This window comes from Dysgonomonas sp. 521, assembly GCF_010501055.1.
Taxonomy (GTDB): Bacteria; Bacteroidota; Bacteroidia; order Bacteroidales; family Dysgonomonadaceae; genus Dysgonomonas.
Genome location: NZ_QVMO01000123.1, coordinates 1 through 15,098, shown reverse-complemented (window position 1 = coordinate 15,098; position 15,098 = coordinate 1). Strand labels below are relative to the sequence as shown.

Here is a 15,098-nt window from a genome sequence, read left to right as displayed (position 1 = left end):
CCAAACCCTCTCGCTTAAGGGTCGCTTATGGCGGTAAAGCGGGTGCAAAAGTAAAAACTTATTTAATACAATCCAAATATTAAAGGAAAATAATTAAAACTTATTTTGAAGAAATTGGAGGAATAAATAGACAGGCACTTCATTACAAACAGATTACACTCAACAAAAAAAATGAATAATAAAGTGACTTTTAATACATACTTATGAAATTTGGCTTAATAACAATACCCAGCCGTAACCGTTGGCGGTATTGCTTATAATCCAACATCGACTCGCCATACCCATTATAATATTCTAAAAAGAGGAATTGATTGTCATCGTTAAATAATCGTACCGAGAAATTTGCTATTATATTGGCATTTAAATTGACCCCTCCCCTTTTTGTTACAACGCAACCAAAATTATACTTCTTCTTGGGGCTGGAATAATCTATACCAATAAGCCCCCACCCGGAATATTTTACAATGTCTTTGTTATTTTTTCCATCTACGATAGGTATCCAGGTTTTAGAATGAAAAGTCCAACGATCATTCAGGGTAAGATATGTGCTGAAAGAGACCTTGTTCCAGCTACGGGAGTCTTCGCCATTCTTTCCGTTAGATTCATGTTCGAATTGCAATGAGATAGTTCCTAAAAAACGGTTGTGCCGCACTAATGCCCGCCCTAAACCCAAAGACGGGTTGTAGTTTAAATCCCTGAAAGGGAATGACTCCTGAAAAACATCCCAGAATGCTTTTTGTGTATATGTGAGAAAGAAATATGTTTTGAACGGCAATGTACTATTGGTTAACCGGTGCCGTATGCTGACCTGAAATTTCGCATCTGAGTTCATCTTAGTGGGCTTCTTAAACATATCTGTCCCCACAATGAAATAATTGTCTTTATATATGCCAAATGAAGGCAGGGCATCAAATTTATTTATGATACTATCCGCATTGCTGAGCTGCCTGGAAGCACCAAACAGAGAGCCAACAATAGCGTCTGTCTGATGAGAGATAAAGTCTCCCAGATTTTTAGTAGATGTTGTGTCTCCATCTTGCCTTACCGGGGGTATAGAATCTATAACCGACTCATTTTGTGAATGCAAAGCAGGAATAGTAAGTAAGCATAAAAAAAGAAAAATGAGCCGTTTTCTCATACGATAATTTTATTTTTGATGAATGTATGGAAACTCACATGCTTAAAGCCTGCTCTTATCATTGGTGATCACAATACGCGTTGACAAATAGCGGCTCATGCTCGTTTTCATAGAATAGACTTTATATCAGACATTTAGAGCCTGTTCAAATTTTAGCGAAAATTTTATTATTGGCTCTTATTTATCCATAAGCCCACGAAGCACCTCATAGGCTATCGGACAAGTATCTGCATTCTTAACGGTCAGTTTATATATTTGTTCAAAATTTTTCCTGTCGGTATGTGGATATTCGCGACAAGCTTTCGGCCTGGACTCGTAGATGGAACAATAGTTATCCGGCATAAGAAAAGGGCAAGGCATGCTTTTGAAGACATAATCCCCGTCTTCATCTATCCGCAGATAATTTGATACTACCTCGGATGGCTTCATGCGCAATGCTTTGGCCATGCGCTCTATGTCTTTATCGTAAATGGCCGGCCCCAAAGACCTGCAACAATTGGCGCAGGTAAGGCAATCTATCTTATCGGAAACGTCGGCATGAAGTTGATGCACGATAGTATCCATCTTAGAGAGCCGCCTTTTGTTCTTTTTATAATATTCCTGAAATACCGGCTTTGCTTTCTCCGAGAGTAGTTTCAGATTTTCATATCGTTTCATTTTCCCTATCTTCCAATCGTGATATTTCTCCTATCAGAGGAACCCTCATCCTTATTTTTATATCTTCCTTGTCATATTTATGGCCTATAAGGAACATCAGTTTGGCCAAAGCCGCTTCGAAAGTAGCATCGAAACCGCTGACAACTCCCGCGCGCAGAAGTTCACGCCCTGTCTCGTACCGTTGCATATTGACGAGCCCAATCTCACATTGCGATATATTGACGATAATAACGCCACGTTTTACTGTTTCGCGTATCAGTTCGATAAACCACGGGGACAATGGCGCATTTCCCGATCCATAGGTTTCGAGGATAACTGCCTTTATGTTTTTCAATGTCAGAATAGCCTCAACGGTCTGTTTATCAATACCCGGAAATAATTTCAGTGACGCTATCCTATTGTCGAGCCTGTAATGAAAGATGGTCTTTTTTTCGTAATCGGGCTGATGGATCACTTTGCGGTCATATCTGATCTGTATCCCCGACTTACCCAAATTCGGATAATTATAAGACCTGAAAGCATTAAAATTGTCAGCATTCACTTTAGTGCTTCTGTTACCTCGTAATAAATCATTCTGGAAGAATATGCAAACCTCCGGCACAACGGGATAACCGAGATTGTCTTTATCTGCGGCTATCTCCAAAGCGGTAATCAGGTTCTCCTTTGCATCGGTTCTCAATTTTCCGATGGGTAATTGCGCCCCTGTGAGAACTACCGGCTTGAGCAGATTTTCGAGCATAAAACTAAGTGCTGCAGCTGTATATGCCATCGTATCGGTACCATGCAATATAACGAACCCGTCATATTTATCATAATTATCCTCGATGATATGTACCATCTTTTTCCAATGCTCGGGGGTAATTTCCGAAGAGTCTATTACAGGGTCAAATACCAAATGATCTACATGAAATTTAAAGCGCTGTAATTCAGGTAAATGATTATTCAAGTGCGCAAAATCGAAAGGTTCGAGAGAACCTGTGACCGGATTTTCAACCATCCCGATTGTACCTCCGGTATAAATCAATAAGATATGAGCATTTACATCAATCATAACCTACCTGACAGTGTTTTATACTTTTGTTATTTATTTAAATGTTCTATTGACATTTCCCGCTACTAAAGTAGCAAAATGATTTTTATTTAGCCCTATAACCTCGGAAATATTTTCATAAACCTTACAAATAGTCACATCAGAAGTATCTGTTTCGCAAAAAATATCTGCCGGAGGAATATACTTTAAGGCGTCTCGATTGAATTTTTCTCCTATCGAGAACTTAAGACCAATTTTACTCAGTTGCTTTGTCTGTTCCTGATTTCCTCTATAACCATGAATGATCCACGGGATTTCCCCATATTCATATTCTTTATACAAAGCTATCAACTCATCCCATGCCTTCACGCAATGTATAATAAGTGGCTTGCGAACTGCTATCGCCAATCCGATCTGCCTCCTGAACGTTTCCATCTGAACGGGCATGGCCGCACCTTTGAGCTTATCCAGTCCGGCTTCTCCTATGGCAACCACACCGGGCAGCTCTGCAATTTTTTTCAATACTTCAATCTGTCCTTCCGAGCCTTCGGCGTTCCAGGGATGTATGCCACACGAAAACCAACTATCCGGATACAGTTCCCGTTTTTCATAGAAATCTTCCGGATATGTATTTAAGATGCATCTTACCTGATAATCTACAGATGGTTCTACAGCGTGAGTATGGATATTGTACAAATACATAAGCCGAAATCAAAAAAACGAGATAATCTTCTGTTCAGAAGAAAACCCCGTTGCATTTCCTACACCTGAACACTTTTATCTTATAAGGTTGATAAATTCTTCCCTTGTTTTTGCCTGATTAAACACACCTGTGAAATCAGACGTGGTGGTGGTCGAATTTTGTTTTTCAACACCCCGCATCTGCATGCACATGTGCTGAGCTTCTATAACAACCATTACCCCCAAAGGGTTTAATGTCCGCTGGATACATTCCTTTATTTGCAGGGTCATTCGTTCCTGCACCTGTAGACGGCGGGCATAAACATCAACCACACGGGCTATCTTGCTCAAACCTGTTATGTGCCCGTTAGGGATATAGGCTACATGCGCCTTTCCCCAGAACGGGAGCATGTGATGCTCGCATAAGGAATAAAAATCAATATCTTTGACGATTACCATCTGGCGGTAATCTTCTTTAAACAGGGCTTTTTTTAAAATTTCCTCGGGGTTCTCATTATAACCTTTAGTCAGAAACCGCATTGCTTTGGCTACCCTGTGAGGTGTCAATACCAGACCTTCACGTTCTGCATCTTCGCCCAGTAAGGATATTACCCCCTTATAGTGCTCCGCCAACAGGTCTATATTTTTTTCTTCTTGCATTACTTATTTATATAGTTTCTACCGCTTCACAACTTCCGAAACAATAGTCATCTCCCGCCCGAATGAAGGGAATGTCCGCTTCATATCCTGCATCATAGCCTGGGCTTCCTCCTTTGTACGGAAGTTGCCGACACGTAAACGCCAGAACGGGGACTGGAAAGAAACTGAAGTCTTCAATTCGGGATAGGCGCTTTTTATCTGCGCCTGTTTCGATTCTGCTTCCCTTTTGGATTGCTGCTGATTGTTCCCCATAAAGACTTGAATTTTATATTCTCTTACTTTGGTTCCGGCAGGCACATTTGTATTGGCTGATGTATGTGTCGTTGATTTACCAACGGAATCAAGCGGATCTGTACTGCTGACAGCCAGTTTACCCCGAAGTAGATCATCCTGCATTACTTTCACGTTGCCCTGCCCCCATCTGGATGAGTTCAATTCGTCAACAATTGATTTCTGATCATTTTGTCCGAATGCGCAAGCCGAAATCAATGCAAAGAAAAAGAAAATATAAAAACTTTTTTTCATACGTATTATGGAAAAATGCTGTGGACTCTCAACTGAGATATCCACAACATATTATGCAAATTATAATAATTTATCTTGTGAGTTGTAAAAGTTGACAAGATACGAAACATAAGACACTTTTTACCAAACAACCGGTTGGCATTAAGCACCTTAACCAAGAAACGATTCGTTTACTTGCCTACCTGTTTACCCGTCAACCCTGCACAGAAGCGTACCGTGTGCAGTATAGATATATTAGAATCCTTCGATAACCGGTATAAATTTCTCTACGTCAAGAGAAGCTCCGCCTATAAGTCCGCCATCGATATCGGGGCAGGCAAAAAGTTCTTTTGCATTACCTCCGTTGGCACTACCACCATACAGTATAGAAGTATTGTCCGCTACTTCTTTTCCATATTTATCTGCAATCGTCTTGCGGATAAATGCATGCATTTCCTGAGCCTGAGCCGATGTAGCGGTAAGTCCGGTACCGATAGCCCAAACAGGTTCGTAAGCGATAACGATCTTAGAGAAATCTTCCGCAGAAAGTTCGAATAATGCATCTACTGTCTGTCTTTTTACAACGTCAAAGTGTACATTCGTTTCTCTTTCTTCTTTTGTTTCGCCTATACAGAAGATAGGAGCAAGCCCGTTAGCCAGAGCCAACAGTACTTTTTCTTTCAATATAGCATCTGTTTCGCCATAGTAAGTACGGCGTTCAGAGTGTCCGAGAATAACATATTTGGCACCTGTAGAAGCAACCATAGCGGCAGAAACTTCTCCGGTATAAGCGCCTGATGCTTTATCGGCACAGTTTTGAGCGGCAACGCCTAATTTTGTAGATGAAGCCACGCTTGCCAAATGAATAAACGGAGTACCGATTATTACATCACATTTCAATGTTTTTCCGGCCAAAGCAGCTTCCAGATCTTTAGCAAACGCTACACCTTCCTGCAGGTTCTTATTCATCTTCCAGTTTCCTGCAACAATATTCTTTCTCATGATTCAACTATTTGTTTTTATTGATTAATATTATTTTATTTCCTCTTCATTTAATACTTCGTTCTTTTTCTCTCTTTTCATCTTCCGGTAAAGCAGGAGGTCAAATACCTTTAACAGCAACAACGGCAGGAAAAACGCGACACACACATAGAAGACATTCTTGTTGTCTTCGGCGGTTACATCCGTCAATTGCCCATCCGCCAGTTCAGACAACGGTTTTGTCAGGCTCTCTTCGGCCGGAACGTTTATATCCGCCCATTTGTTGATTACGATCCCATCTTTCAACAGGATAAGACCGGGATTGGAACGGATAACCGTTTTCAACATTCGCCCATCGGCTATGCAAAAGTCAAAGTTGATGGTATTCGCCTTCGACCATTGCATTATCTCATCCGAGGTTGACGCCGTTACACAGAAAAAGCCATAATTATGGTCCTTCGCATAGTTGGCCACATCCTCGAAACTGCTCAGATACGACATATTCATATTGGTGAGCGAGGGGGTTATCATCAGGAAAACATAATTGGAATCGGACAATACTTCCTGTGTTATATCCAACTGGGTTTCAACCTGCGTTTTTTCCGTATCAAACACCAGTTTATTTATAGAGAAATCATTTATCAGAGGCTTTTCGCCCTCTTTTATAACTTTAGTATCCATACGGACAAAGACCCACGTACTGTCTTCCCACGGATAATTATCTTCTGTAAACTCTTGTTCGGCTCCGTCTTTAGAATAAACCAGAAAGGTCTTTTCTTCGCGGCCTTTACCTTCTTCCACACTCATCGACTTGGGAATATCGGCACCTATCTTATATGGGCGGAAGTCGAAAAGCGGATCATACAGGTAGTTGCGGAATGTAAACAATCCGATAAAGATGAATATGTATAAAAATGCCAGCCAATACGTCTTCCCTGTAAAAAAGTTACTGATGCGTTCACAATATATAAAAACTACAACGGAACATATCAGCAGGACAATATTCTTGTAGAATGTCTGCCAGTTTGTAATAATGAGGGCGTCGCCAAAGCAACCGCAGTCTTCTACAGGGTTTGCTATAGCCAGATACAATGTAAGCAATGTCATGAAAACCATAACCGCAAGCGTCAACCGCGAATTCCATTTGCGGTATAAGCCGAACAACATACAGGCTCCCATCGCAAACTCTACGACCGCCTGTAATACAGACCCTGTCATTGCCAGAAAGGAAAGGGACGAGAGATTAAATGCAGCCAGATAATCTTCTATTTTGTATGCTGTACCGAAAGGGTCTACAGCCTTGACAAAACCGGAGAATATAAACGTCACTCCAAGTATAATCCTTGAAATTTCAACTAAACCCTTTATCGCTATATCTTTCTTACTAGTCATTTACTCCTTAATATTATTATCGTCCGGAAATTCCAGTTTTATTAAACCAAAAAGAGAATAATTTATCATATCCATATAATTGGCATCGATACCTTCCGATACGATAGTCTTTCCTTTATTCTCCTCTATCTGCTTGGTACGGTATATCTTTGTCAGTATAAGGTCGGTATAAGAACTGATGCGCATAGAACGCCACGCCTCATCATAATCATGATTTTTGGCATACATCAACTCTTTTGTCTCCGTTATATGCTTATCATACAAAGCCAGAGCCTGCTCTTCACTAATGTCGATATTATCGCTAAAGCCAAGTTCGAGTTGTATAAGGCCAATCACGCCATAGTTTACAATACCGATAAACTCGGGGGCAATCCCTTCATCTATCAGGCTCATTCCTTTTTCTTCGATGCTTCTTATACGTTTTGCTTTGATTAATATCTGGTCAGTAACTGATTGCGGACGAAGTATGCGCCATGAAGCGCCGTAATCTTTCAACTTCTTGGCAAAAAGAGTGCGGCATATTGCTATTACATGTTCAAATTGCTGTTTTGTATTGGCCATGCGAATATCTCTATTTTTCAGCCAACAAAGGTATGAAAAATAGTTTAACCTTGAATTCTATAATCAGTCAATAAATATAAAAACACTTAACTCTTTCTGTCATTTGCATTTCAAGCATAAAGAAAAGCACTGTATTATACAATTTAATTATCCGCATTTTTTATCCTTTTGTGTTTTTTATGCCGTTAGGTATTATTTACCAAGCGAATCATTCCGATGGAATGATGACAAAGAGTATTTGTTACGGATAATAGTATTATGAAAAATAAAAGTGACAGCTTACAAAAAAACATATAACTATTTACCAATCAATTAAATCGAAAAAGTGACACTATTTTTATTGTTCAATTCCATTACTTAAATCGGTCTTTTCTATCTGCGCGCAATCACAGATTGCTTGCCTTACTTTTGGCCGAAGCTCCAAAAGTAAGCAAAAAAGCATTGCGCCCCGCTTCGCCGTACGACCCACCATCGGCTTGCCGGCTGAATGAAGTGATAATGGATTCATCGTTCTACAGATTGGCAGATGATGCTTAAAAGCGCCCGCACTTCATTCTACGCCGCCTGCACCGGGTGGGTACCCCGTACGCTGGCTAACGGCGCTGGCTGACGCCTGACAAATAGGGTCGTCTATCCCAATGTCATTAAGTTAAAGAAATCTTATAGCCTGTCATCCTGAACGATAGTGAAGGATCTCTTTTCTTAAAAGCACTTTGCTTACACGGGATGCTTCGTCCCTCAGCATGACAAAGAGGAAAAAAGCTTAACTTAATGACATTGAGGGCTATCCTCTGTCTTAACATTGCATCGCGGCTCCGTGCATACGTCCCGCAAGGGCGGGGCAGTAGGGAGTTACGACTAAAGTATTTAGCCTAGGATAGCCTTTATGCAAAAAATTAAAGAACATATAATTTAAACGAGTTAAAAACTGATCCATATCTATTATAGAGTAAGATCTGTCGGTTTTACATATCGATTCATATTATAAATTCGCATAAATCTGAAGAAATAACTATCTTTGCGCCAGTAAAAATTGCAAGAAATTTGGCTATGGAATACAACTTTAAAGAAATAGAAAAACGTTGGCATCAATATTGGATTGACAACAAGACCTACAAAGTAACGGAAGATAAAAGCAAACCTAAATACTATGTGCTCGATATGTTCCCCTATCCATCAGGGGCCGGGTTGCATGTGGGGCATCCGCTGGGATATATCGCGTCTGATATCTATTCGCGTTACAAGAGGCTAAATGGGTTTAATGTCCTTCATCCGATGGGATATGATGCGTACGGGCTTCCTGCCGAACAATATGCGATACAGACAGGGCAACATCCTGCCATAACAACAGAACAGAATATAAACCGCTACCGCGAGCAACTGGATAAAATCGGATTCTCTTTTGACTGGAGCCGCGAAATACAGACCTGTGACCCACGCTACTATAAATGGACACAATGGGCGTTTATCCAGATGTTCAATAGTTATTATTGTAACGATGAAAAGCAGGCACGTCCCATATCTGAACTTATCGAAGCCTTTGAACAAGTAGGGTCGGAGGGCTTAAATGTCGCATGTAGCGAAGAACTGCAATTTACCGCGGCAGAATGGAAAGCCTATTCGGAGGAGATAAAACAAGAAATATTACTCAATTACCGCATAGCTTACCGTAGCGAAACTTCTGTAAACTGGTGCCAGGCTTTGGGCACCGTATTGGCAAACGATGAAGTCATCAATGGTTTGTCGGAACGTGGCGGCTATCCTGTAGAGCAACGCCTGATGCGTCAGTGGAGTCTGCGCGTCTCGGCTTATGCCCAGCGTTTGTTGGACGGGCTTGATCGGATAGACTGGAGTGATTCCATCAAAGAGACGCAACGCAACTGGATAGGCAGAAGCGAGGGAGCGGAAATACACCTCCCCCTGTCCCCCTCCAAAAGAGGGGGGAATGCAACGCCTCCTAATTATACTACAAACAAATTGGATTGGAATGCTAATATAGATAACGCGAGGAAGAGCCGAAAAAGTCCGACTGAAGCGGAGAATGCGTTGTGGCAGATGCTAAGGAACAAAGGCATTGGCTATAAATTCAGACGCCAGCATCTAATAGACCAATTCATTGTAGATTTTGTATGTTTTGAGAAAAGTATAATAGTTGAAGTTGACGGAGGATATCATAGTGATCCTTCACAACAGGAATACGATGTACAACGTTCAGCTAAATTGGAAGAGCTTGGATATAAGATACTTCGCTTTTCAAATGAAGAAGTAATAGCAGATACAGACAATGTCCTCAAAAAAATAAAGGCTTTTTGCGAAGCTCAAGTCCCCTCTTTTGGAGGGGATTTAGGGGAGGTGGTTGTTTTTACTACCCGCGCCGATACTATTTTCGGAGTTACCTTCATGGTGCTTGCTCCTGAGAGCGAATATGTATATCAGGTAACGAAACCTGAACAAAAAGCCGAAGTAGATAAATATCTGGATGCTACAAAACGCCGTACCGAACGCGACCGCATTGCCGACCGTAAGGTTACGGGCGTATTCACAGGTTCCTATGCCATTAATCCGTTTAACGGGAAAGAGATCCCCATCTGGATATCCGACTATGTGCTTGCCGGATATGGTACAGGCGCTATTATGGCTGTACCCGGACACGATAGCAGGGACTATGCCTTTGCCAGGCATTTCGATCTGCCAATCATACCGCTGATCGAAGGCTGTGATATATCCGAGGAAAGTTTTGACGCCAAAGAAGGTATCATGATGAATTCAGGATTTCTGAACGGACTGACTGTAAAAGAAGCGATTGAAAAGACTAAAGAATATGTAAAGGAGAATCAGTTGGGACGGGTAAAAGTGAATTACCGTCTGCGCGACGCTATTTTCTCCCGCCAACGCTACTGGGGCGAACCGTTCCCTGTGTACTACAAGGGCGAGTTACCTTATATGCTGCCATTGGATAAACTGCCTCTTGAATTGCCGGAGGTGGATAAATACCTGCCTACCGAAACAGGAGAGCCGCCGTTAGGCCGTGCAACCAAATGGGCATGGGATGAAGTAAATCAGGTTGTTGTAGAAACGTCTAAAATAGATAATAAAACGATTTTTCCTTTAGAACTGAATACGATGCCGGGGTTTGCCGGTTCTTCCGCCTATTATCTTCAATATATGGATCCGTACAATCCGGACGAACTGGTATCGAAGGAGAAAGATGAATACTGGCGTAATGTAGACTTGTATATCGGTGGTACCGAACATGCTACAGGACACTTGATATACAGCCGTTTCTGGGATAAATTCCTGTACGATATAAATGTTTCCTGCGAGGATGAGCCGTTTAAGAAACTGATAAATCAGGGGATGATACAGGGACGAAGCAGTCTTGTATACCGTATCAACGGGACTAACAAATTTGTATCGTATAACCTGAAAGACCAGTATGAGACTTCCGAGATTCATGTGGATGTAAATATCGTCAGCAACGATGTGCTTGATATAGACAGATTTAAAGCATGGCGACCTGAGTACGAAACAGCCGAATTTATCCTTGAGGATGGCAAATACATTTGCGGATGGACTATCGAAAAGATGGGTAAGAGATACCACAATGTAGTAAATCCAGATGATGTAGCCGAAAAGTATGGCGCAGACACACTACGTATGTACGAAATGTTCCTTGGGCCGTTGGAGCAGTCTAAACCGTGGGATATGAATGGCATCGATGGTGTCCACCGTTTCCTGCGCAAGGTGTGGAACCTTTTCTACAAAGGCGAAGAGTTTGCTGTAGTTGATGAAGAACCAACAAAAGAGGAACTGAAAGCTTTGCATAAGCTAATAAAGAAGGTTTCTTCCGATATAGAGTTGTTCTCTTTCAACACGTCAGTTTCCGCGTTTATGATTTGTGTAAATGAACTGACATCTGCTAAATGCAGCAAGAGGGCGATCTTACAGGAACTTATTGTTGTACTTGCCCCGTTTGCCCCGTTTGTTTCAGAAGAGTTGTGGCACGCGTTAGGCAATACGACTTCGGTATGTGATGCCCGGTGGCCTGCCGTTAATGAAGAATATCTGGTAGAAGATGTTGTTAACTATACTATTTCATTCAATGGCAAGGCACGCTTCAATATCGAATTTGCGGCTGATGCTTCCAATGAGGAAATAGAAAAAACAGTTCTTGAACACCAGAATTCAGCAAAATGGCTTGAAGGGAAAACTCCTAAGAAGGTAATTATAGTACCCAAAAAAATAGTGAATATTGTTCTTTAATGTTATCACTGGAAATATTAAAAAACTTTGTTGAAGGAAAACTGGATGCCTCCGCATTAGAGCAGCATCTCTATAATAATAAAGACCTGGAGGATTTATTATCCTCCGGTCTTGATTTACCTGCCTATGCAAAGGCAGAGGCCGTTAACCTCTATTATTACCTTGTTAACCGGAATTTTGAGAACACAGAGGACTTATTCAACAGTCAGTCTATCATCGCTGACTTTCTTACAAGCAGAGGAATTGAGTTTCATAAAGCGGATCTGTTTGAAAACAAATTAGCCAAAGAAATCAAAATTCAGAAAAAAGGATTGGATTGCCTGAAGAAAAAACCAAAATGGCTTCAGGAACCGGACTGGCCTTTCGATGAAGGCGAACCTTTGTTGTTTGTCGGTCAGCTCGATATTTCGCCAATGCGGCACGATACATCCTATGTATATGTGTTTTACAATAAAAAGAAAGAGACTTATTTAACGATAGAACAATCAATGTAAATAAAGAACCATGCCCAAAAGATATTTAAAGGATTTTTATTGGAAAGATTATGCGCTGATATTCTTAGGACTTACTATTTATGCCATCGGGCTTATCGGATTTATAAAACCCGGCGGTATTGTTACAGGCGGGCTGACGGGTATAGCCCTGTTGGTGGAATATGCGACTAATTCCCGTATCCCACTGCAATATACTTACTTTCTGGTCAACTGTGTCTTGTTGTTTGCAGCCTTGAAACTGCTGGGTCTTAAGTTTATGGTTAAGACTATTTACGGGGTAATTGTCCTTACTTTTTTGCTCACCATTTGCCAGACCTATATCACAGAACCGCTTGTAAAGAACGAGCCTCTTCTTTCGGGGGTTATCGGGGGTATGATGTGTGGGGTCGGTATCGGATTGGTATTCAGTTCGAACGGTAGTACCGGAGGTACTGATATTGCCATAGCCATTATCAATAAATATAAGAATATCGCTTTCGGGCGGGGGATGCTACTTTTCGACTCCTTTATTATCAGCTGTTCATTCTTTGTTTTTCACAACTACCATACGATTATTTACGGACTGATTGTAATGGGCGTGATGACATATTGTATCGATATGGTAATCAATGGATTTCGCCAGTCGGTACAAATATTTATTTTCTCCGAAAAATATGAAACCATCGCCAATGCGATCAATACGGAATTGCATCGCGGATGTACTGTGCTCGATGGTACAGGATGGTACTCCAAGAAGCCGTCTAAAGTTATTATAGTCCTTGCAAAGCGTACGGAAGCCATCGAAATGTTCCGCCTGATAAAGAGCATAGATGAGAGGGCGTTTATATCACAAAGTACCGTCCGTGGGGTTTACGGAGAAGGATTCGATAAAATAAGAACATAAGCGATGAACCTGTCGGGCAAAAATATTATCCTCACAGGCGCGTCATCCGGCATAGGGAAGGAGATGCTCTATATCCTCTCTTTGTACTCCGGGGCCAGAGTGGTCGCCGTAGCCCGCCATATAGATACTATACCACAAATAGAAGGTGTGATTTATCCCTTTGCTGCCGATGTAAGCAACAAGGATGGTGTTGACAGCGTTTTCGGTTATGCGCGCAAGACACTTGGCGATATTGATATTTTTATAGCAAACGCGGGATTCGCATATCTCGAAAAGCTGGACAATCCCGATTGGCAGCATATTGAGAATATCTATGCCCTGAATGTGTTTTCGCCTGTATATTCTCTCGAAAAGCTGGTAAAAGACAGGGGCGGGAAGACGGTTGCTTTTGCCTGCACTATTTCAGGAGCAGGGCTGGTATCATTGCCTGCATATTCCTTATACTGCTCTACAAAGGCTGCTTTACACCATTTCATCCGTACATACCGTTACGAGCAATCGCGAAATGTATGTATTACAGCAGTATATCCGGTAGCTACCCGCACAGAGTTCTTTGATAAGGCAACCGGAGAAGCTGAAACCCCGCTTCCTTTCCCGGCTCAGGATGCCGCAACGGTAGCCCGCAAGATTATAAGGGGGATTGAAAAAGGGAAGAAGAATGTTTATCCTTCTGTGTTGTTCCGCTTATTTTATCCATTAGGAAGAGCTTTTCCTGTTTTTTTGAAAATATACTCATTATTAGAAAAAAGGAAGGTAAGGCGTTGGCTAAGGCCTTAGAGTTGTCTTTTTATTTGTATAATATTCCAGTAATTTATACCCTACAATCCCCATTGTGATACCGAATAGTATTCCGCAAAGGACATCTATAGGATAATGTTTGGCCAGGTATATGCGGCTATATGCTACAATAGTAGCCCAGAGCAAAGCTAAATAGCCATAGTACTTAAATGCACTGTGCCGGAATGCCATCAGGAAGAAGACAGCCATCGTAAAAGTCGTAGCCGAATGCGAGGAGAAGAAACTGGTACTTGTGCTATATTTCTCTATTGCATGTATAGTATCTGTCCAAGCCTCATTGTGGATCGGACGGGGACGCTCTACCATAAATTTGATGATGTTTGTCAACAAGGCGCTCATTCCTACAGAAAGCAGGAAAAAGATGGTTGTGGTTTTCTTCCATATCTTTAGCCTGAAATAGATAATCGCAATCATCAGCAGGCAGACAAGAATCCAGCAGATGTACGAACTAAAGAACAGCATAACAGGGTCGAGCCAGCTGACATGTTTATCGTTAAGAAACAAAAACAACTCTTTATCCCATTCTATGATTTTCCGAAGCATTATTGTTGTATTTAAATAAGAAACTGCTAAGTACATGACAAAATTTTATATCCTGTTGTAGGGGCATCCCCCTTGTGGGTGCCCGTAAACGATGACAAGCGGGCAGGGACAAGCCACTGCCCCTACATCGTCTCCAAATCGTGTTTGAATAATTTTTGTCATGTACTGTGAAGAAACTGTTTAAATTTTATACGAATATTTTATTATATCTTTTTCTTCGTTCATTTTTAGGCTGTTTTCGGCTATTTTTTCCTTTCTATCAACTCAACCAACGGTCACAGGAGCGAAGCGTATGTAAATAAACATCTCTAAAAATTTGAACGAATAAAAATTTAAACAGTTTCTTCTAAATGACAAAGAAATATTATTTTGAGTTTAAAATAAAGAATATTCAAATTTTTTCACAGTATATGGCAAAGAAGTCGTCTTGACTAATTTAAAATTGTTAAAAACAGAAGGAAGTGTTAGTTTAGTAATCGCTAAACAACCAAAACATAACACTTCCTATGTACA

At 41.1% G+C, this 15,098-nt stretch carries 15 protein-coding genes; 5 read left to right on the top strand and 10 right to left on the bottom strand.

The features are described 5' to 3' along the window. Positions 1-190: 190 nt before the first annotated feature. The 9 genes from D0T84_RS20315 to D0T84_RS20275 form a co-directional block, all read right to left on the bottom strand. Complete coding sequence (locus D0T84_RS20315; protein WP_163309680.1) at positions 191-1,138, bottom strand: phospholipase A; 948 nt, start codon at positions 1,136-1,138, stop codon at positions 191-193. Between the two features lie 177 nt (positions 1,139-1,315). After that, positions 1,316-1,795 (bottom strand): YkgJ family cysteine cluster protein, encoded by a 480-nt coding sequence (locus D0T84_RS20310; RefSeq protein ID WP_163309679.1) that lies wholly within the window; start codon positions 1,793-1,795, stop codon positions 1,316-1,318. Beyond that, positions 1,782-2,846, bottom strand: coding sequence for an asparaginase (locus D0T84_RS20305; RefSeq protein ID WP_163309678.1), 1,065 nt, complete (start codon positions 2,844-2,846; stop codon positions 1,782-1,784). The genes D0T84_RS20310 and D0T84_RS20305 overlap by 14 nt, the downstream gene beginning before the upstream one ends. Before the next feature lie 33 nt (positions 2,847-2,879). Then, positions 2,880-3,527 carry a TatD family hydrolase gene (locus tag D0T84_RS20300; protein WP_163309677.1) on the bottom strand — a complete coding sequence of 216 codons (648 nt, stop codon included), beginning with the start codon at positions 3,525-3,527 and terminating at the stop codon, positions 2,880-2,882. 75 nt (positions 3,528-3,602) lie between these two features. Next, on the bottom strand, positions 3,603-4,166 hold the full coding sequence (folE, locus tag D0T84_RS20295) for a GTP cyclohydrolase I FolE (RefSeq protein ID WP_163309676.1): 564 nt from the start codon (positions 4,164-4,166) through the stop codon (positions 3,603-3,605). An 18-nt stretch (positions 4,167-4,184) separates the two neighbouring features. Next, a complete protein-coding gene (locus tag D0T84_RS20290; RefSeq protein WP_163309675.1) occupies positions 4,185-4,691 on the bottom strand; it encodes an SPOR domain-containing protein in 507 nt (168 codons plus the stop codon). 234 nt (positions 4,692-4,925) lie between these two features. After that, positions 4,926-5,672: a triose-phosphate isomerase gene (gene tpiA, locus D0T84_RS20285; RefSeq protein WP_163309674.1), complete on the bottom strand. Its 747-nt coding sequence runs from the start codon at positions 5,670-5,672 to the stop codon at positions 4,926-4,928. Between the two features lie 30 nt (positions 5,673-5,702). Further along, positions 5,703-7,043: a BT_3928 family protein gene (locus tag D0T84_RS20280; RefSeq protein ID WP_163309673.1), complete on the bottom strand. Its 1,341-nt coding sequence runs from the start codon at positions 7,041-7,043 to the stop codon at positions 5,703-5,705. Beyond that, positions 7,044-7,604, bottom strand: a complete 561-nt coding sequence (locus tag D0T84_RS20275; RefSeq protein ID WP_163309672.1) for a DUF1599 domain-containing protein — start codon at positions 7,602-7,604, stop codon at positions 7,044-7,046. 408 nt (positions 7,605-8,012) lie between these two features. On the opposite strand from D0T84_RS20275, the gene D0T84_RS23120 reads away from it, so the two are divergent. From D0T84_RS23120 to D0T84_RS20255, 5 genes are all read left to right on the top strand, one after another. Further along, on the top strand, positions 8,013-8,141 hold the full coding sequence (locus D0T84_RS23120) for a hypothetical protein (protein WP_255495493.1): 129 nt from the start codon (positions 8,013-8,015) through the stop codon (positions 8,139-8,141). Positions 8,142-8,654: 513 nt separating this feature from the next. Continuing rightward, the gene (gene leuS, locus D0T84_RS20270) at positions 8,655-11,867 is read left to right on the top strand and encodes a leucine--tRNA ligase (protein WP_163309671.1); all 3,213 of its coding nucleotides are present in this window, start codon (positions 8,655-8,657) and stop codon (positions 11,865-11,867) included. Then, positions 11,867-12,361, top strand: coding sequence for a hypothetical protein (locus D0T84_RS20265; protein ID WP_163309670.1), 495 nt, complete (start codon positions 11,867-11,869; stop codon positions 12,359-12,361). The genes leuS and D0T84_RS20265 overlap by 1 nt, the downstream gene beginning before the upstream one ends. 10 nt (positions 12,362-12,371) lie before the next feature. After that, positions 12,372-13,244 (top strand): YitT family protein, encoded by an 873-nt coding sequence (locus D0T84_RS20260; protein WP_163309669.1) that lies wholly within the window; start codon positions 12,372-12,374, stop codon positions 13,242-13,244. A 3-nt stretch (positions 13,245-13,247) separates the two neighbouring features. Further along, positions 13,248-14,021: an SDR family oxidoreductase gene (locus tag D0T84_RS20255; protein ID WP_163309668.1), complete on the top strand. Its 774-nt coding sequence runs from the start codon at positions 13,248-13,250 to the stop codon at positions 14,019-14,021. On the opposite strand, the gene D0T84_RS20250 is transcribed toward D0T84_RS20255, so the two are convergent. Next, positions 14,010-14,585 (bottom strand): phosphatase PAP2 family protein, encoded by a 576-nt coding sequence (locus D0T84_RS20250; RefSeq protein ID WP_163309667.1) that lies wholly within the window; start codon positions 14,583-14,585, stop codon positions 14,010-14,012. The two genes, D0T84_RS20255 and D0T84_RS20250, sit on opposite strands and share 12 nt — an antisense overlap. Positions 14,586-15,098 lie beyond the last annotated feature (513 nt).

Excerpts from the sequence above, each read along its gene's own strand:
- D0T84_RS20250 (WP_163309667.1), bottom strand. The coding sequence starts at position 14,585 with ATGCTTCGGAAAATCATAGAATGGGATAAAGAGTTGTTTTTGTTTCTT.
- D0T84_RS20265 (WP_163309670.1), top strand. The coding sequence starts at position 11,867 with ATGTTATCACTGGAAATATTAAAAAACTTTGTTGAAGGAAAACTGGAT.
- D0T84_RS20255 (WP_163309668.1), top strand. The coding sequence starts at position 13,248 with ATGAACCTGTCGGGCAAAAATATTATCCTCACAGGCGCGTCATCCGGC.
- D0T84_RS20260 (WP_163309669.1), top strand. The coding sequence starts at position 12,372 with ATGCCCAAAAGATATTTAAAGGATTTTTATTGGAAAGATTATGCGCTG.
- D0T84_RS20290 (WP_163309675.1), bottom strand. The coding sequence starts at position 4,691 with ATGAAAAAAAGTTTTTATATTTTCTTTTTCTTTGCATTGATTTCGGCT.
- D0T84_RS20305 (WP_163309678.1), bottom strand. The coding sequence starts at position 2,846 with ATGATTGATGTAAATGCTCATATCTTATTGATTTATACCGGAGGTACA.
- folE (WP_163309676.1), bottom strand. The coding sequence starts at position 4,166 with ATGCAAGAAGAAAAAAATATAGACCTGTTGGCGGAGCACTATAAGGGG.
- D0T84_RS20275 (WP_163309672.1), bottom strand. The coding sequence starts at position 7,604 with ATGGCCAATACAAAACAGCAATTTGAACATGTAATAGCAATATGCCGC.
- leuS (WP_163309671.1), top strand. The coding sequence starts at position 8,655 with ATGGAATACAACTTTAAAGAAATAGAAAAACGTTGGCATCAATATTGG.
- D0T84_RS20300 (WP_163309677.1), bottom strand. The coding sequence starts at position 3,527 with ATGTATTTGTACAATATCCATACTCACGCTGTAGAACCATCTGTAGAT.
- tpiA (WP_163309674.1), bottom strand. The coding sequence starts at position 5,672 with ATGAGAAAGAATATTGTTGCAGGAAACTGGAAGATGAATAAGAACCTG.
- D0T84_RS20280 (WP_163309673.1), bottom strand. The coding sequence starts at position 7,043 with ATGACTAGTAAGAAAGATATAGCGATAAAGGGTTTAGTTGAAATTTCA.
- D0T84_RS20315 (WP_163309680.1), bottom strand. The coding sequence starts at position 1,138 with ATGAGAAAACGGCTCATTTTTCTTTTTTTATGCTTACTTACTATTCCT.
- D0T84_RS20310 (WP_163309679.1), bottom strand. The coding sequence starts at position 1,795 with ATGAAACGATATGAAAATCTGAAACTACTCTCGGAGAAAGCAAAGCCG.